Origin of the sequence: Caballeronia sp. ATUFL_F1_KS39 (assembly GCF_023630985.1) — a bacterium.
GTDB lineage: Bacteria > Pseudomonadota > Gammaproteobacteria > Burkholderiales > Burkholderiaceae > Caballeronia > Caballeronia zhejiangensis.
On record NZ_JALQDZ010000064.1, the window covers coordinates 45,011 to 60,666 of the forward strand.

Annotated in this window: 18 protein-coding genes and 1 tRNA gene; 11 read left to right on the top strand and 8 right to left on the bottom strand. The window is 63.5% G+C overall.

The features are described from left to right. Positions 1–24: 24 nt before the first annotated feature. From NCR93_RS30625 to NCR93_RS30640, 4 genes are all read right to left on the bottom strand, one after another. Positions 25–294 (bottom strand): hypothetical protein, encoded by a 270-nt coding sequence (locus NCR93_RS30625; protein WP_235366133.1) that lies wholly within the window; start codon positions 292–294, stop codon positions 25–27. After that, positions 291–518, bottom strand: coding sequence for a hypothetical protein (locus tag NCR93_RS30630; protein ID WP_008345673.1), 228 nt, complete (start codon positions 516–518; stop codon positions 291–293). Before NCR93_RS30630 ends, NCR93_RS30625 begins: the two co-directional genes overlap by 4 nt. A gap of 113 nt (positions 519–631) precedes the next feature. Beyond that, positions 632–1,273, bottom strand: coding sequence for a DUF1109 domain-containing protein (locus NCR93_RS30635; RefSeq protein ID WP_175982156.1), 642 nt, complete (start codon positions 1,271–1,273; stop codon positions 632–634). Then, positions 1,270–1,815: a sigma-70 family RNA polymerase sigma factor gene (locus NCR93_RS30640; protein ID WP_033535687.1), complete on the bottom strand. Its 546-nt coding sequence runs from the start codon at positions 1,813–1,815 to the stop codon at positions 1,270–1,272. The genes NCR93_RS30635 and NCR93_RS30640 overlap by 4 nt, the downstream gene beginning before the upstream one ends. A gap of 365 nt (positions 1,816–2,180) precedes the next feature. Between NCR93_RS30640 and NCR93_RS30645 the strand changes: the two genes are divergently transcribed. From NCR93_RS30645 to NCR93_RS30655, 3 genes are read left to right on the top strand one after another with little or no spacing between them, the layout of a single operon-like run. Continuing rightward, on the top strand, positions 2,181–2,810 hold the full coding sequence (locus NCR93_RS30645) for a cytochrome b/b6 domain-containing protein (RefSeq protein ID WP_175982155.1): 630 nt from the start codon (positions 2,181–2,183) through the stop codon (positions 2,808–2,810). A gap of 14 nt (positions 2,811–2,824) precedes the next feature. Continuing rightward, positions 2,825–3,601, top strand: coding sequence for a molybdopterin-dependent oxidoreductase (locus NCR93_RS30650; protein WP_175982154.1), 777 nt, complete (start codon positions 2,825–2,827; stop codon positions 3,599–3,601). 47 nt (positions 3,602–3,648) lie between these two features. Further along, positions 3,649–3,897: a pentapeptide MXKDX repeat protein gene (locus NCR93_RS30655; protein ID WP_008345665.1), complete on the top strand. Its 249-nt coding sequence runs from the start codon at positions 3,649–3,651 to the stop codon at positions 3,895–3,897. A 41-nt stretch (positions 3,898–3,938) separates the two neighbouring features. On the opposite strand, the gene NCR93_RS30660 is transcribed toward NCR93_RS30655, so the two are convergent. Beyond that, a complete protein-coding gene (locus NCR93_RS30660) occupies positions 3,939–4,793 on the bottom strand; it encodes an alpha/beta fold hydrolase (protein ID WP_034471088.1) in 855 nt (284 codons plus the stop codon). 144 nt (positions 4,794–4,937) lie between these two features. Here NCR93_RS30660 and NCR93_RS30665 point away from each other — a divergent pair, with 144 nt between their 5' ends. Beyond that, positions 4,938–5,567 carry a CGNR zinc finger domain-containing protein gene (locus tag NCR93_RS30665; protein ID WP_175982153.1) on the top strand — a complete coding sequence of 210 codons (630 nt, stop codon included), beginning with the start codon at positions 4,938–4,940 and terminating at the stop codon, positions 5,565–5,567. A gap of 122 nt (positions 5,568–5,689) precedes the next feature. Here the strand turns inward: NCR93_RS30665 and NCR93_RS30670 are convergent, their stop codons facing one another. Next, on the bottom strand, positions 5,690–6,073 hold the full coding sequence (locus tag NCR93_RS30670; protein WP_033535688.1) for a hypothetical protein: 384 nt from the start codon (positions 6,071–6,073) through the stop codon (positions 5,690–5,692). Positions 6,074–6,318: 245 nt separating this feature from the next. Here NCR93_RS30670 and NCR93_RS30675 point away from each other — a divergent pair, with 245 nt between their 5' ends. The 5 genes from NCR93_RS30675 (at position 6,319) to NCR93_RS30695 (ending at position 9,100) form a co-directional block, all read left to right on the top strand. Beyond that, positions 6,319–6,759 carry an Hsp20/alpha crystallin family protein gene (locus NCR93_RS30675; RefSeq protein ID WP_008345658.1) on the top strand — a complete coding sequence of 147 codons (441 nt, stop codon included), beginning with the start codon at positions 6,319–6,321 and terminating at the stop codon, positions 6,757–6,759. 28 nt (positions 6,760–6,787) lie between these two features. After that, complete coding sequence (locus tag NCR93_RS30680) at positions 6,788–7,195, top strand: Hsp20/alpha crystallin family protein (RefSeq protein ID WP_008345656.1); 408 nt, start codon at positions 6,788–6,790, stop codon at positions 7,193–7,195. Between the two features lie 189 nt (positions 7,196–7,384). Continuing rightward, positions 7,385–7,457, top strand: a tRNA-Lys gene (locus NCR93_RS30685). Between the two features lie 81 nt (positions 7,458–7,538). Further along, the gene (locus tag NCR93_RS30690; protein ID WP_008345654.1) at positions 7,539–7,778 is read left to right on the top strand and encodes a DUF3072 domain-containing protein; all 240 of its coding nucleotides are present in this window, start codon (positions 7,539–7,541) and stop codon (positions 7,776–7,778) included. 104 nt (positions 7,779–7,882) lie between these two features. Beyond that, complete coding sequence (locus NCR93_RS30695) at positions 7,883–9,100, top strand: GGDEF domain-containing protein (protein WP_008345652.1); 1,218 nt, start codon at positions 7,883–7,885, stop codon at positions 9,098–9,100. Positions 9,101–9,146: 46 nt separating this feature from the next. On the opposite strand, the gene NCR93_RS30700 is transcribed toward NCR93_RS30695, so the two are convergent. After that, the gene (locus tag NCR93_RS30700; RefSeq protein ID WP_250532391.1) at positions 9,147–10,646 is read right to left on the bottom strand and encodes an argininosuccinate lyase; all 1,500 of its coding nucleotides are present in this window, start codon (positions 10,644–10,646) and stop codon (positions 9,147–9,149) included. Between the two features lie 267 nt (positions 10,647–10,913). Between NCR93_RS30700 and NCR93_RS30705 the strand changes: the two genes are divergently transcribed. Together NCR93_RS30705 and NCR93_RS30710 are read left to right on the top strand one after the other, a co-directional pair. Then, entirely contained in the window at positions 10,914–12,290 is a 1,377-nt protein-coding gene (locus NCR93_RS30705; protein ID WP_175982151.1) for a DEAD/DEAH box helicase, read from the top strand. 279 nt (positions 12,291–12,569) lie between these two features. Further along, entirely contained in the window at positions 12,570–14,666 is a 2,097-nt protein-coding gene (locus NCR93_RS30710; RefSeq protein WP_502799869.1) for a hypothetical protein, read from the top strand. Between the two features lie 180 nt (positions 14,667–14,846). On the opposite strand, the gene NCR93_RS30715 is transcribed toward NCR93_RS30710, so the two are convergent. Beyond that, positions 14,847–15,641, bottom strand: coding sequence for an ABC transporter substrate-binding protein (locus NCR93_RS30715; protein WP_175982149.1), 795 nt, complete (start codon positions 15,639–15,641; stop codon positions 14,847–14,849). Positions 15,642–15,656: the final 15 nt, after the last annotated feature.

The window sequence follows — 15,656 nt, forward strand, 5'->3', positions numbered from 1 at the left end:
ATTCGGGCGGGACGCGGAGCCCGGCTAGTCGCCTTGCTCGTCGAGGTTCTTGCTCGATGAATTCGATCCTTCCGTGTCCGGTTTCGACGACTGGTCTTTTCCGGACTCGGTTGTCGATACGTCCAGTTCATCGAGCTTTTTGTCGATTTTTTCCTTGTCGCCGCGGTCCAGCGCTTCGCGAGCCGCGCGGTCTTTTTCGCGCTCGTCCTCTGCATTGGCTGCGTTGTTTTCCGGCTGGTTCATGCTTTCGTCTCGGTGGTCGATATCAGGGATGGGATCGTGCGGACGCGTCATCGCGTATTGAGCCGCACGAAAGCGTCGATCCAGTCGCGGGCCCAGATCCTTGCGTACGCGATCGCGTCTTCGCGCGTGTCGAATCCGGCAAGATCGCCGCTCATGAAGATCTGGCCCTCGCTTCCGTTTTCCGCGGGCATGGTGATTCGCGCGTGGGCCATGAACTCGCCGTCTGCCCGGCGCGGGGTGGGATCGATGTCGAAAGTAAGGGAAGTGGGGCCCATGGCGTTGCTCCGGCTGACATCTGATCGGACGCGGCGACGTCGCGCTTCCTTACATCAGCATTGATCGGGCCTGGCAGGATCGGCTTCGGTACGCTCGCGCCTCACGACGCCGATCACCAGCGCAGCAGCCTGGGCCCGAGCCAAGCGCCGATGCCCGCGGGCAGCATCATGCCGATTGCGTACCACACGCTCCAGAACGCCGGGCTCATCTCCGGGCAATGCAGGCAATAGGCGACGGTGGCGATCGCGCTCGCGAGCAGACCGGCGACCGCGCCCACGAGGCGAAGGCGTGTGGGCGCGAGACTCTTCATCGCCCAGAACACGGCGGGAAAAGTCGGGACCGACAGCAGCAGAATGTTGAACGGACACGTACGCCACGACTGGCCGAGCACGATGGGCAGACGTTCGGCCGGCGCGGCGCCCTCGAGCACCAGCCAGCCCGCGAGCCACACCGCGACGAACGGCACGCCGACGAGCGCCCACGCATAACCCGCACGAACGCCCGGACGCCCGAGCCGCGTCACGGCGATGAACGCGCCGATCGCCACCACGAACGGATACGCCATCTTGGCCCAGAACACCGGCGTGCGCGCGATGCTCGCGAGATCCGGCCGCACGCCGTAGACGATGGCCATCAGGATCACCGAGCCGAGCGCGCCCAGCAGCAGCGCCCTGGCGAAGCGCCGCGCCACCGCGCCGCGATCGATGCGCGTCACCTGATTCGCGAGCAGCCCGATGAGGTCGTCGGTTTTCATCGCAACCCCCGAAGCCGTGCGGCGAGCGCCTTGAGCCCACGATGCACGCCGACCTTGACCGCCGATTCCGACAGCCCCGTGATGCGCGCGGTTTCCATCACCGACAAGCCTTCGAGTTTCATATGCACGATCGGCAGGCGCTGCTTGTCCGGTAAGTCCTCCAGCAATTTGCCTATGTCGCGCCGCGCTTGCGCGGGTTCGTCGTCGGAGACGGCGAGCAAGTCGGCATAGTCGTCGATGGGATCGTTCAGGGATTCGCGGCGTGCGCGCGAGCGGAAATAGTCCATCAGCTTGTAGCGCGCGATTGCGTGCAGCCACGCGGTCAGCGGTTCGTCGGTGCGATAGGTGTGACGCGCATTATGCACGGCGAGCAGAATGTCCTGGACGAGATCTTCGACATCGTCGCGATGCTGCGGAATGCGTCTGCGCAGATAGCCGCGCAAGTGCCGCGTAAGCGCCTGCAGAAAATCGCGGTATGCGTTCGGGTCGCCATCGAGTCCGGCGATGAAAAGCACTCTCAGGCGGTTTTCCGCTTCTTGCAAGATGGTTCCCGTATTGGCGAGACGGCCGGACGGCGATTCATACACGGCGCCTGACGTGCGCGTACGGGGCGCGGACGCGTCGTGTGTCAGATCGGGCGCTTCAGAATAGACGAAGCCGTGATGCGCCGCAATAGCGCTCACGAGGGTCGAAAACGCGCCGTCGCGGTCCATCTTTTTCATTGCGCAAGCGTGTTGAAAGCCGTGCGTATCCGCATGACGAACTCCTTGCATGTCTTGTGAGCTAGTTCGTCTTTGCGTGCCGATTGGTTACACGACGGGAAACAGAAAAAGAAAAACCCGTCTGTAACCGAACGCGGACTCGCGACGAATTCACCCGTATCCGACGCTTCATCACGGGGACCGACATGCAAACGACACTCACGCAGACGCGCGAAACCGCGCAACGCATTCCGCCCATTCATCCGCTCTGGCTGCGCATCACGCATTGGCTCAACGCGTTCGCCGCGCTGATCTTGATGCTTTCGGGCTGGCGCATCTACGACGCTTCGCCGGTGTTTCCAGGCATCGTCATTCCAACGTCGATCACGCTCGGCGGATGGCTCGGCGGGGCATTGCAATGGCATTTCGCCGCGATGTGGCTGCTGGTCTTCAACGGCATCGTGTATCTCGCGCTCAATCTCGCGAGCGGCCGCTTTCTTGCAAAGTTCTTTCCGCTCTCGCCGCGCGCCGTCCTGCACGATCTGATCGCGGCGCTCACCGGCAAGCTTTCGCACGCGGACCTTCGTCAATACAACGCGGTGCAGAAGCTCGCTTATCTCTTCGTCGTGATCGATCTGATCGTGCTCGTCCTGTCCGGTCTCGCGATCTGGAAGTCGGTGCAGTTTCCCTTGCTGCGCGAAATGATGGGCGGCTATGACCGCGCGCGCGTCGTGCATTTCTGCGCGATGGCGTTGATGGCTGCGTTCGTGGTCGTGCATGTCGCGATGGTCGCGCTCGTGCCGCGTTCGCTGCTCACCATGCTGCGCGGCCGCTGATCGGGAGACTCGCGATGAACACGAACGACAGAAAGATCATGAAGCTCGACCGCGCCTCGATACTCGCGGACGCGCGCCGCGAACTCGACATGCCTTCGCGGCGTCTCTTCGGCAAGCGCATGCTGACGCTCGGCGGCCTGTCGCTGTTGACCGGCTGCTCCATCACCGATGAAGACTCGGTCAACACGTTCCTGACCGCCGTCTCGCGCCTGAACGATCGCGCGCAGGCGCTGCTCTTCGACCCGAAGCGTCTCGCGCCCACTTATACCGAAGCGCAGCTCACGCGACCGTTTCCGTTCAACGCGTATTACGGCATCGACGACGTGCCGCATGTCGATGGCGGCGACTATCGGCTGAAGGTGAGCGGCCTCGTCACGGGCAAGCGTGTGTGGACCTTGCCCGAGCTGTATGCGCTGCCTCACGCGGAGCAGATCACGCGGCACATCTGCGTCGAAGGCTGGAGCGCGATAGGGCGATGGGGCGGCACGCCGTTCTCCGAGTTTCTGCGTCGCGTGGGCGCGGACACGACCGCGAAATACGTCGGCTTTCGCTGCGCGGACGACTACTACGAAAGCATCGACATGCCGACCGCGCTGCATCCGCAGACCTTGCTCACGTTCGAATACGACGGCGAGCGTCTGCCCGCGAAATACGGTTATCCGATGAAGCTGCGCATGCCGACCAAGCTCGGCTACAAGAACCCGAAGCACATCGTCGAGATGTTCGTCACCAATACGTATCCGGGCGGCTACTGGGTCGACCAGGGCTACAACTGGTTCGGCGGTTCCTGATCGCCGCACCGCATTTTTTGCTTTTCAACCCACGAAGGAGATGCACCATGAAGCGACTGATGACCGCAGTGTTTGCAACCATGATGGCGCTCGGCGCTTCGTCCGCGTTCGCGCAGGCGAGCGGCGCGATGTCCAACGACGCCATGTCTCACGATGCCATGAGCAAAAACAGCATGTCTCACGACTCGATGAGCAAGGACGCGATGTCGCACGACTCGATGAAGAAGAGCGACAAGATGAAGAAGAACAACGCGATGGGCATGGACCATCCGGCTTCGGGCGCGATGTCGCAGTAAAAGCGAAGGCCGGGTGCGCGCCCGGCCTTGCTTACCCGTGATTAGTCGGCGAGGAATTCCTTGATCGCCGCCGCGATCTGCGCCGCGTGCGTTTCGAGCGCGAAGTGGCCCGTATCGAAGAAGCGCACGTCCGCGTTCGGGATGTCGCGCTTGAACGCTTCCGCGCCCGGCGGCAGGAAGAACGGATCGTTCTTGCCCCACACGGCGAGAAACTTCGGCCGATGCTCGCGGAAATACGCCTGAAACGCCGGATAAAGCGCGACGTTGTTGCGATAGTCGGCGAACAGATCGAGCTGCACTTCGTGCGCGCCGGGACGGTTCAGGTAGTAGTCGTCGAGCGAGTAACCATCGGGCGAAACCGCCGACGCATCGGGCACGCCGTGCGTGTATTGCCACTTCGTCGTGTCCTTCGTGAGCATCGCGCGCAACGCATCGCGATTCGTCTGCGTCGGCGTCTGCCAATACGCGCGGATCGGACTCCAGCCGTCGCTCAGTCCTTCCTCATAGGCATTGCCGTTCTGCGAAACGATCGCCGCGATGCGTTCCGGATGCTTCAGCGCGAGGCGGAAACCGGTCGGCGCACCGTAATCGAAGACGTAGACCGCATAGCGATCGAAGCCGACCCGTTCCGTGAAGCGGTCGATCACGCCGGCGATGTTATCGAACGTGTATGCGAAGCTGTCGCGGCTCGGCATGTCGGAGAGGCCGAAACCGGGAAGATCGGGCGCGACGATATGAAAGCGGTCGGCCAGGAGCGGAATCAGGTCGCGAAACATGTGGCTGGAACTGGGAAAGCCATGCAGCAAGAGCAGCTTCGGCGCGTCTGCCGGACCGGCTTCGCGATAGAACACGTTGAAACCGTCGACGTCGATATGGCGATGAGCAATGGTGGACATGGTTGTTTCTCCGCGAGTGAGGGCGTTCGTTCGTGTAACCGTTAAACGTCTGCGATGAAGGTTACTTATCGACTGTGTAACTTGTCAAGTGCGTTTTTAGCGGTTACGATGAAGTCATCGTAGAAACACCGCTGGACCGAAGAAATGGAATACCGCTCACTTCCCGCATTCTTCGTGGCTGACGCGCCCGGCCTCGACTTTCTCAACTCGGTTGCCACGCCGGTCGATGAACCCGTCGACTGGCTCGCCGACGGCGAAGGCTTTTTGTCATGGCTCGAACAGGCGAGCCTCGTGCCCGCCGACGTGCTTGCGCACATGCGTTCGCAAATCGCACCCGCCGAACTGGACGAGGTCGCGGCGAAGGCGCGCGGCTTGCGCGAATGGTTCAGATCGTTCGTGCAGAAGAACAAGGGGCGGCCGCTTGCGGCTAAAGACCTGCGCGAACTGGAAGCGCTGAACACCGTGCTGATGCGCGATGAACAACACGGCGCGATCGTCGCGGATGCGAGCGCTTCGAGCGGGCTTGCATTCGCGATGCAGCGCCGCTATCCGACGGCCGAGTCGCTGCTGATGCCGATTGTCGAGGCGCTCGCGAAACTCGTCTGCGAAGAGGATTTCACCTACGTCAAAGCGTGCGAAGGTCCGACATGCACGCTGCTATTCGCCGATCACACGCGCGGTCACGCTCGCCGCTGGTGCAGCATGGCCAGTTGCGGGAACCGCGCGAAAGTCGCCGCGCATCGCGCGCGGCTCAGGGAAGGAAAGGGCGGTTGAGTTCTAATGGCGTGACGCGAGATCGAAGGTCCGGCCCCTGCTCGAGGTTACCGGACGCCGGGACAAGGTCGCGCACTCATTGTTCGCCGCAGGTCTGGAGCGCTGGTGTCGCGTGCGACGGTTCACTGGATCGGCGGCACCACGCCGAGCTTTTCGGCCAGCATTCTCTCGTAGACTCCGAAGTGCAGATCGACCTCTTCCTGCGTGACCACCGTCACGGAAATATTGATCTTCGTGGGCTGCAGGCCGAGGACCGTCGCGATCGCCACCTCCAGTTGCGGCGCACATAACCGGTCGTCGGCGAACGTGGTGCCGACGGCAATCTCGTAAGCAGATTCCTGCTGGAAGACGACTTCAACGAGCCGCGCACGCGCGCTCATGTTGCTGTCGATCGCCAGCCGGATGACCTCGACCGCCGTACGCATCGTCTCGGTCGGAAAACCCCTTGTCGAGCGCAGCCGGATTCGGTGCCGGCCCAGGGTCAGCCAATCGTATTCGAATTCCATGATGTCCTCGCATGGTCCGTCGGAAGCGTCGTGAAGATAGGGTGCGAGCATTCCAATTCAAGAGCGGAAAGTCGCAAAAATCCCCTTGAAATTTCCGCTCGGGATCCTATCTTGAATTCCGCTCAGGCAGTCGCGCCAGCAGTCCGGCGCGCTGCGTGTTTCGATTTGTTTGCCCGCAGCATGGCAGACGAACTGGAGCGCGTAGGCCGGTTCGTCTTCCTGCTGGTTTCAAGGAGGAAATGACCATGAGCGATCTCTACTTCGGGACCGACCTTTTCAGCGAGTTCGACCGTCTGCAACAGCAGATGGCGAGCCTCTTCGGCGGTTTCCCCTCCAGCATCCGTTCCGGGCGCTCGGGCGCCTTCCCGCAGGTCAACATCGGTTCGACCGACGACTCGATCGAGATCGTCGCGTTCGCGCCGGGTGTCGATCCGGCCAGCCTCGATGTATCGATCGACAAGGGGCTGCTGACCATCAGCGGCGAGCGCGGGAGCGCACAGCCGGAAGCCGGCGACGACACGCGTACCTATGCGCAGGAGCGGTTCGTCGGCGCTTTCCGGCGCGTCATCGAACTGCCGCAGCACGCGGACCCGGACAAGGTCACTGCGCAGTACACCAATGGCTGCCTGACCGTGAGCATCGGCAAGCGGGAGACGTCGAAGCCGCGCGCCATCACGGTTCAATGAAACGCGTCGCAGAACGTAGGAGGACATCATGAACGACACGACCAAACTTGCCAGGAAAGACGACACGACGGTGGCTCGGCGCGACGACGAGCAGTCGCCACGCCGGATCACGCTGGCGCCGCCCGTCGACGTCTTCGAGGATAGCCAGGGCGTCACTCTGTGGGCGGATCTGCCCGGCGTGACGAAGGACCGGCTCGATGTGAAGGTCCACGACGGCAACCTGTACATCGAGGCCGAGGCGGTGGTGCCCACGCCGGCAGGACTGCGCCTGCAGCATGCGGAGATCCGCCAGCCTCATTTCGCGCGGGCGTTCTCGCTGGGGGCTGACTTCGACGCATCGAAAATCGATGCGAACCTGAAGAACGGCGTGCTGAAGCTGACGATACCGCGCCGCGACGAAGCCCGGCCGCGCCGAATCGAAGTGCGTACGAACTGAGGCCGGCGGGCGGGCAGCAACGACAGGAGAACGTGGGTGGCGGCCGTCTGCCGCCACCCTCCGACTGCGCAGACCCGGATGCGCACCGTCATCAAGGAGCGCTCGCGCGGACATACACGCGATTGCCGGCCATCGGCCAGGGCAGGCACCCAAGAAGCGCCTCTGTGGCGGGCGGAGATCGGGCGAGCCGGGCCGTTAGCTCAGTTGGTAGAGCAGCGGACTTTTAATCCGTTGGTCACTGGTTCGAATCCAGTACGGCCCATATCGGCATCACACGTCGCGGCTTTCGCCCAGGCAGGGCACATTCTTTGCGCAGCAAGGGGCATTGCAAGGAGATCCCAGCATGACCCAGAAATCCGCCGATCCGCAAGACAACCCCAAATCGCACCCGACGTCGAACGCGGAAAAAGACCCCGCCGACTGGACCACAGGCGATGAGCCGATGACCGGCGCGCAGGCGTCTTACCTCAAAACGCTCTGCGAAGAAGCCAAGGAACCTTTCGACGAAACCCTGACGAAAGCCGACGCGTCCCGCCGCATCGACGAACTTCAGCAAAAGACGGGGCGCGGTAAATCAGGCTGACGGCACGCGTCCGAATCCGGCACGCGTGCCTAAATTTTCCGATTCTGCAGCCGTAAACGAGTCATGTCAGATCGTCTTCGGCCGGAAGAAGGCTTAACGAGCGCATGCGTGTCGACCTCATCACCCTTTACCTGTTAGCGATAGGAACGCTCCTCGCCAGCAGCGCGCTGACGCTCTGGGAGCGCCGGTCGTATCCGCGGCGCAGGCGCGAACTCGGCGTGCTCGCGGCCGGTTATGCGACGCTCGCGCTCGGCTGCGCCGCCGCGTCGATGCGGCACGGCGTGCCCGGCCTCCCCGGCGTCGTGGGGGCCGCGGTGTCGAATCTCATCATCGTCGGCGGGTATCTGCTCAATCTGCAAGGCGTCGCGCTCCTGAACGGACGCCGCTACGGCCGGTTCGCCGTCGGCATCCTGTCGATGCTCGCGCTCGCCTGGGCCATCGCGGGCAAGCGCGGCGAAGCGGTCATGTGGGCGTACATCAGCGCCATTCCCATTGCCGTGGTGTGCGGTCTGACTGCGCGCGAACTCCTCGGCACGCGGGATTCGAAATGGAAGCAGTCGCGCAACATCGCCGTGGCCGTCACGGGCGGCCACGCGCTCTTCTACGCATTCAGGGCCGCGATTCTGCCGTGGCTGGCGGCGTCGTTCGGACCGCAGTTGCTGGCGATCGCCGGTCAGGCGACGATGTATGAAGGCGTGCTCTATTCCGTCGTTCTGCCGATGACGCTCCTGCGCCTCGCGCGCGACGAAGCCCACGCCGATCTGCGACGCGAATCGCAGACCGATTACCTCACGGGTCTCGGCAACCGCCGATGGTTCTTCGAAGAAGGCGCACGCGTCATCCGCGAAAGCGACGCCTTTCCGCCGGCGTCGTGTCTCGCGCTCGACCTCGACCGCTTCAAGGCGATCAATGACCGCTTCGGCCACGAAGCCGGCGATGACGTACTGAAGTCGTTCGCGAAGATTCTGCGCAGCGTGCTCGGACGCGATGTGATCCTGGCGCGCATCGGCGGCGAAGAGTTTGCCGCGCTGTTGCCGGGGCACGAAAGCGCCCGCGCGAAAGACCTGGCCGAAGCCGTCGTTCGCCGCTTCGCGCAGACGGTCACGCGCACGGCGGGCGGCGTGGAGATCGAGGCGACGGTGAGTATCGGCATGGCACGCATCGGCACCGATGAAGACACGCTGGAAAAAGTGCTCGCTGCCGCGGATCGCGCGCTCTACAGCGCAAAATCGCGCGGCGGCAACCGGCTTGAAATCGCGCGAGCCGCGACGGCCCGCGCGAATCTCGACGATGCGCCGGACCGCCGTCTGACGGCACTCTGAGCGTTCATTCGCCTGGGTCGAGCAGCCCGTTGCGACACCCGGACGATCACCGGCTGCTCAAGAGCTTGTCGAAGTCACGATCGAGTCCGGCCAACGATGAATCGATCGTCTTGCGCTTCTCGGCCACCCATGCGTCCTGCTGCGCGATCTTCGCTCTTGCCGCAGTCAGCATGCGTGCCATCTCGGCCGGTTGAGGCCCGCCGACGGTACGCCGGTTATCGACGATAGCCGCCGGATTCAGCGTCGAACGAAATTCCTCTTCGCTCATCGGCAGCACGCCGTTGCCGTAGCCTTTGGTCGTTTCGGCGTAGATGCGCTGCGCCTGATCGTAGGGGAAATCGCTGGGCTTGATATCGTTCGCTCGCGCGTATTCCACGACCTCCGACGCGAAGTGGTGGCCCAATCGGAAAGGCAGCTTGTATTTGCGCATCAGCACGTCGGCGACTTCCTGCGATGCGGTCCAGTCGCTGTTCAGTTCCTCCAGCGCCCGGCCCTGATCGATCACCAAAGCCTTGAGAATGTCGTCCCATTTGCGCAGGACGGTGATAGCGCTGTTCACCATTTCCTTGTTGTCCCTGACTTCCTTCGCGTCCGGCATGCCGGGCGGCAGATTGTGTGCGCGAATGACCGGTCCCATCGCGAGCGTGATGGCAGTCGATGCATCCGCGCGTGTCGAATTCAGCAGGCCCGGATTGCGCTTCTGAGGCATCGCGCTGGAAACGTAGGTGTTGTTGCCGCCTTCCTGAAGCAGAATCCACGGACGCGGCTGCGCATATTGCGTCATGACGTCCTCGATGAAACTGCCCGCATGAAGCGCGATGCTCGTCACGATCGAGCCGACTTCTACCGGATGATCGACCGCGGCGATCTGATGCGCGTCGTAGGCGTTGTCGACGATGTCGGCGAAGTCCAGATATTGCGCCATGCGAACGCGGTCCAGCGGCCAGCTCGTGCCGTTCAGCACCGTGGTTCCCATCGGGCACAGATCGATGCGTGCGTACGCTTCGCGGATGCGCTGCGCGTCGCGATCGAGGGCGGCAGCGTAACCGAGCAGATAATGCCCGTAGCTGTTCGGCTGGGCGGCGACGCCATTGGTGTAATTCGGCACGATGGTGCGCTCGTGCTTTTGCGCCAGCGTCACGAGCGTCGCGGATGTCTTGTTCAACTGTTCGGCGAGGCGCAGCATATCGTCGCGCAAGATGGCGGCGCGATACGTGGCATGCATGTCCTGGCTGGAGCGCCCGGCGTGCAGCAGCGTCACATCCATTCCTGCGGCTTGAATCAGCAGCGGCTCGAATGTGATGACGGTGGAAGGGCGCTTGCCGCCGGGTTGATTGCCGTCGTGAATCACTTTGGCGAGGCCTGCCGCGATGCCGGGCACCAACGCCTTGTCCAGCAACCCTTCCTGACCATTGATGACCGCGGTAGCCTTGTTGATTTCGCCGAGCCAGTAAAACTCGTCGCGGTTCGTCGTCTGCTGGGCGCTCGCGGGCAACGCATGGAGAAGAATCGCGAAAGCGAGCGGAATTACCTTCTTTCTGAGCATGGTCTCGATTGTCCTTGTCGCTGCAGTGACAGCGTTTGTTCGAATAGCCGTTGCGCCGATAGCGAAGAGCGCATTCTAAACGCGGGCCTTTTCATCCATCATCGCAATCGATGAAGCGGGTCATCGCGGTGTCTCCTCGATCTCGCAAGCGCGGCGGGGTCATCGATGCGAATCTGGAACCCGAGCTTTCGCGCCGCTTTCGATCGCGCGCGCCGCCGATGCGCGCTTCGTAAAGCTAAAATTGCGGTTTTTGCCCGGAATACGTGCATGTCCTTCGCCTCGCTTGGCCTGATCGGTCCGTTATTACGTAATCTGCAGGACCTCGAATATCGGACACCTACGCCGGTGCAGGCGAAGGCGATTCCTGCCGTGCTCGGCGGCAAGGACGTCATGGCTGCGGCGCAGACCGGCACTGGCAAGACGGCGGGTTTTGCGCTGCCGCTGTTGCAACGGCTGGTGCAGCACGGTCCGCCGGTGTCCAGCAACCGGGCGCGCGTTCTGGTGCTGGTGCCTACGCGTGAGCTGGCAGAACAGGTGCTGCAGAGCTTCATCGAATACGGCAAAGGCCTCGACTTGCGATATCTGGCCGCCTACGGCGGTGTGAGCATCAATCCGCAGATGATGAAGTTGCGCAAGGGCGTCGATGTGCTCGTCGCCACGCCGGGCCGTTTGCTGGATCTCAATCGGCAGAACGCGGTGCAGTTCGATCAAGTGCAGACGCTCGTGCTGGACGAAGCCGACCGCATGCTCGATCTCGGCTTTGCGCGCGAACTCAACGCTGTCTTTGCGGCGTTGCCGACCGAGCGCCAGACGCTGCTGTTCTCCGCCACCTTCACCGACGATATCCGCGCGATGGCGGCGGGCATTCTGCGCGGGCCGGTCAATATCAGCGTCAGTCCGCCCAATGCGACGGCCAGCAAGATCAGGCAGTGGGTCGTGCCGGTGGACAAGAGAAACAAGCCTGATCTCTTCATGCATCTCGTGGCCGAGAACAACTGGGAACACGCGCTGGTGTTCGTCAAAACCCGCAATGGCGTGGATTATCTGGCGGCGATGCTGGATGAAGCGGGATACGCCGTCGACACCATTCACGGCGACAAGCCGCAGCCCGCGCGCTTGCGTGCGCTCGAGCGCTTCAAGACGGGCGAAGTGAGCATGCTGGTCGCCACCGACGTAGCCGCGCGCGGGCTGGATATCGATGACTTGCCGCTGGTGATCAACGTCGATCTGCCGATCGTCGCGCAGGACTATGTGCACCGTATTGGCCGTACCGGACGCGCGGGCGCCAGCGGTGTGGCGGTGTCCTTGGTGTGTGCCGATGAAGCGCCGCAACTGGCCGCGATCGAAGCGCTGATCCGGCAAACGCTGCCGCGTGAAGAAGAGCCGGGTTTCGAGGCCGAACACCGCGTGCCGCAAACCAGCGCGACGGGCCAGATCATCAAGAAACCCAAAAAGCCGAAGAAGCCCAAAGTCGCGCCGGCCGCGACGTCCCGCGTTGCGGACGCGGACAAAGGCATGATCTCGCCTGGCAGCAATCCTTTCGGCGTGCAGAAGCCACGCGGCAAATCCGCCGGCAAGCCAGCGGCGGGGTCGCGCAAGCCCGCTGGTAAATCCGCTGATGGGCGAAGCAAACGGCGACCCTGATCCGGTCTGAACCTCAGCGTGGCGATAAACGACCGCTAGTGGCCAAGAGCAATCAGCGAGACCGGTGCCATGGGACGGCGGTCGAGCGTGACGTCACGGATGCGCCGCGCGGCCACGATCCGCTCTTCTTTGGCCTTTCGAATCCGCTGAACAACCGGCCGTTTTCGAGTCTGATCGCCGGATCGCGGTGCTGACGCTTGCCTTACGCTGATGACGTCGATGGTCGGCTTCCCGAAAGCCGCATCGGACACATCAAGCGCGGTTCATCGCCGCGCCCGCATCCTCATCGGTAAGGTCATCGTGAAGCCCATTCTTTTCACCGCCGCGGCGAGCGCGGCGTTTTCCCTGTGTCTGTCCGCGTGCGGCGGATCGACTCCGTCGACGTCGGGCGGCGTATACATGGGCCCGGTCGCGAACGCATCGGTGACCGTGCATGAGATCGCGGCCGACGGCACCGTCGCCGACAAGGCTTCCGCCGTCGCCACGACCGGCAGCGACGGCACGTTCAAGCTGACGGGCACGCTGCGCTATCCGCTGCTCGTGCGCGTGAAGGGCGGCAGCTTCGAGGAAGAAGCGAACGGCACGGCGACGACGCTCACCGGCGAACTCGCCGCGGTCTATCTGAGCGCGCCCTCGCAGATGGTCGTCTCCGCGTATTCGAACGCGATCGTCGCCGATGCGCGCGCCGCGGGCGGTCTTATCGCGGGCAATATCGCGGCGGCTATGTCGCGCGTGAACGCGTTCGCCGGCGATATCGACGTGCAGCAAACCATGCCGGCACTCGTCGCGGCCGGCACGGCGTCGACGGTCACGGACGGCGCGAAGATGGCGCTCGCCCTCGGCGCGGAGTCCGAAAGCCGCACGGCCGACGGCAGCAGCATCGAGGCGAGCACGCAGGACATCGTCGCGCAGGCGGCCAACGGCGACACGCTGACGTCGTGTCACGCGGGCGCGGGCAACATCGCGGAAGACGGCACGGTGAGCGCGCCGGGCGGCGGCAACTGCTCGATCACGACGGGCGCGGCGACGTATATGTCGAATCCGCGCAACCGCTCGGGCATCACGTCGGTCGCACAGATCGAGCCGGTGATGCCAGGCGCGGTGCAGACCGCGAAGGGCAGCGCGAGCACGTGCGGCGACCGCGTCGCGCTTCTGACCGATAACCTCGCGCTCTTCGATGGCCGCCGAAACGACGTGCAGGCGAAGCTCACCGGCAAGCTGACGAAGACCAACTGGTCGACGCTCAAGACGCCGAGCAGCTGGGGGCCGCTCGCCGGCCAGTACGGCGCGATCCAGGCGCCCGCCGGGTGCGCGGATATCGGCACGTTCCAGCGTGAACTGGTGATCGCGGTCGAGAATTACTGGGTCGATCAGAACATCAACTATTGCCACCACCATATTCCGGGCTGGCTGCCGTTCGACGATTCGTCGGACGCCGATCCGAAATATCGCAACTCGTCCAAGGGCAGCACGTCGGGCGGAAAGACCGATCCGGCGCAGACGTACGGCATGACATGCACGGCGCAGCGCAGCGGCATCGACGGCTCGCAGGTCGTGCAGCGCAAGGGCGAAACGAACGCGGCCGCGCTCGAGCCGGCGCAGATTCAGTGGCACGGCGTCGACTGCTCCGACTTCACCGCGTGGGTCTACAACTTCGCGGGCTTGACCACGGACAATCGCGAAGTCGAAACCGGCATCACGACGCAGGCGTGCATGACGCCCGCGGGCGCCACGACGACGCCGAAATGGGCGGGCGTCAAGCAAATGGGCGTGTTGCTCGACATCAACCACGGCAATTTCGATGCGACGTCGAAGCTGCTGTTGCCGGGCGATCTGCTCTATATCACGCAGGCGCCGAAGAAGGTCAACGGCGTGACGGTGCCCGAAACGGCGACGTCGACGATCGCGTTGTCGCACGTCGTCACGTGGACGGGCAAGACGTGGTCGCAGTTGCGCAACGGGCCGGACGGCTGGCGCTACGATCCGGCGCACATCGGCGAGCCGGGTTCGCGTCTGGGCGGCGATCTCGCGTACATCCTCAACGACGACGACGTCGAGGCCGCGCTGAAGCGTCTCGATCCGTACATGATCATCGACAGCCATTACGCGGGTCCGGCGTATCGCCCGTTCTACGGCTGGTATCGCGGCAGCGTGTCGAACGCGCGACGCATCATCGATGCGGACGCGGCGCGCGCGAACCCCGAACTCGCCGATCTGATCATCGAGCAACGTTCGACGCGCGCGGCCACGACGACCACGCTCGGCCAGATCGTGCTGGCGTCCAATCGCGGTCTCAAGAACGGCTACACGCTGCAGTACACGCAAGGCAGCAACGGCGCGATCGCGGACTGCGAACGTGTGGGCATCGCTAAATAAAGCGGCGTAAAAGCCGTCAAGCAACGGCGCGGCAAGACCACGGACAGTCGCCTCTTCGGCGCACTGCTGGACGTTTTTGGCCGCGCCGCTTCGACTAGGCGAGGACGTCGCCGCGGCCGGATAGCGTGCGTTCGAGGCCGCCCTCACGAGCGACCCTGTGTACGCGCCAAGCTACGGACATTACTTCCCGTACATGTCGAAATCGAAGTACCGTGCTTCGATCTTGCGATAGGTTCCGTCGCGCAGCATTTCGGCGAGGGCGCCATTCAACGCCTCACGCAGTTCCGGATCCGATTTGCGCACGCCGGCGGCGTCGCCGTCGCCCATGATCTTCGCGTCATAGACCACATCGCCCGCGAATGCGAAACCCTTGCCCGCGGGCGTCGCCAGAAAACCCAGCTTGCCCTGCACGGCATCCATCAGCACCGCATCGACGCGGCCCGCCGTCAGATCGGCATACGCCTGGTCGTAGCTCGGATACGCGACCACTTCGACGCCGGACGATGCCCACTTTTCCCGCGCATAGGTTTCCTGCACCGTGCCTTGTTCGACGGCCACCCGCTTGCCCGCGAGCTTCGACGCGTCGGGCAGCAGATGCGCGCTCTCCTTGGCGATGAGGCGCGTCTGGTTGCGGTACAGCCGGTCCGTGAAATCGATCTGCTCGCGGCGCTTCGCGTTCGCTGCCATCGATGACAGGATCACGTCGAACTTGCGCGCCTGCAGGCCGGGGATCAGGCCGTCGAAGCTGCTTTGCACCCAGACGCACTTCGCCTTGAGTTTCGCGCACAGTGCATTGCCGAGGTCGACGTCGAAGCCCACGACCTGACCGTCCTTCGCGACCGATTCGAACGGCGGATAGGTCGGGTCGACGCCGACGCGGATCGTGCTCCATTCCTTGGCCGATGCCATCGTGCTGACGGCCATCAGGGCGAGCGCGGCGGCGGTCAACATCGTCTTTGCGCGGGTGGTCTTCATTGGGGGCTCCGTGTG

What these genes read in the sequence shown, in the direction of transcription:
- NCR93_RS30625 (WP_235366133.1), bottom strand. Translation starts at nt 294, where the DNA reads ATGACGCGTCCGCACGATCCCATCCCTGATATCGACCACCGAGACGAA.
- NCR93_RS30630 (WP_008345673.1), bottom strand. Translation starts at nt 518, where the DNA reads ATGGGCCCCACTTCCCTTACTTTCGACATCGATCCCACCCCGCGCCGG.
- NCR93_RS30635 (WP_175982156.1), bottom strand. Translation starts at nt 1,273, where the DNA reads ATGAAAACCGACGACCTCATCGGGCTGCTCGCGAATCAGGTGACGCGC.
- NCR93_RS30645 (WP_175982155.1), top strand. Translation starts at nt 2,181, where the DNA reads ATGCAAACGACACTCACGCAGACGCGCGAAACCGCGCAACGCATTCCG.
- NCR93_RS30650 (WP_175982154.1), top strand. Translation starts at nt 2,825, where the DNA reads ATGAACACGAACGACAGAAAGATCATGAAGCTCGACCGCGCCTCGATA.
- NCR93_RS30655 (WP_008345665.1), top strand. Translation starts at nt 3,649, where the DNA reads ATGAAGCGACTGATGACCGCAGTGTTTGCAACCATGATGGCGCTCGGC.
- NCR93_RS30660 (WP_034471088.1), bottom strand. Translation starts at nt 4,793, where the DNA reads ATGTCCACCATTGCTCATCGCCATATCGACGTCGACGGTTTCAACGTG.
- NCR93_RS30665 (WP_175982153.1), top strand. Translation starts at nt 4,938, where the DNA reads ATGGAATACCGCTCACTTCCCGCATTCTTCGTGGCTGACGCGCCCGGC.
- NCR93_RS30670 (WP_033535688.1), bottom strand. Translation starts at nt 6,073, where the DNA reads ATGGAATTCGAATACGATTGGCTGACCCTGGGCCGGCACCGAATCCGG.
- NCR93_RS30675 (WP_008345658.1), top strand. Translation starts at nt 6,319, where the DNA reads ATGAGCGATCTCTACTTCGGGACCGACCTTTTCAGCGAGTTCGACCGT.
- NCR93_RS30680 (WP_008345656.1), top strand. Translation starts at nt 6,788, where the DNA reads ATGAACGACACGACCAAACTTGCCAGGAAAGACGACACGACGGTGGCT.
- NCR93_RS30690 (WP_008345654.1), top strand. Translation starts at nt 7,539, where the DNA reads ATGACCCAGAAATCCGCCGATCCGCAAGACAACCCCAAATCGCACCCG.
- NCR93_RS30695 (WP_008345652.1), top strand. Translation starts at nt 7,883, where the DNA reads ATGCGTGTCGACCTCATCACCCTTTACCTGTTAGCGATAGGAACGCTC.
- NCR93_RS30700 (WP_250532391.1), bottom strand. Translation starts at nt 10,646, where the DNA reads ATGCTCAGAAAGAAGGTAATTCCGCTCGCTTTCGCGATTCTTCTCCAT.
- NCR93_RS30705 (WP_175982151.1), top strand. Translation starts at nt 10,914, where the DNA reads ATGTCCTTCGCCTCGCTTGGCCTGATCGGTCCGTTATTACGTAATCTG.
- NCR93_RS30715 (WP_175982149.1), bottom strand. Translation starts at nt 15,641, where the DNA reads ATGAAGACCACCCGCGCAAAGACGATGTTGACCGCCGCCGCGCTCGCC.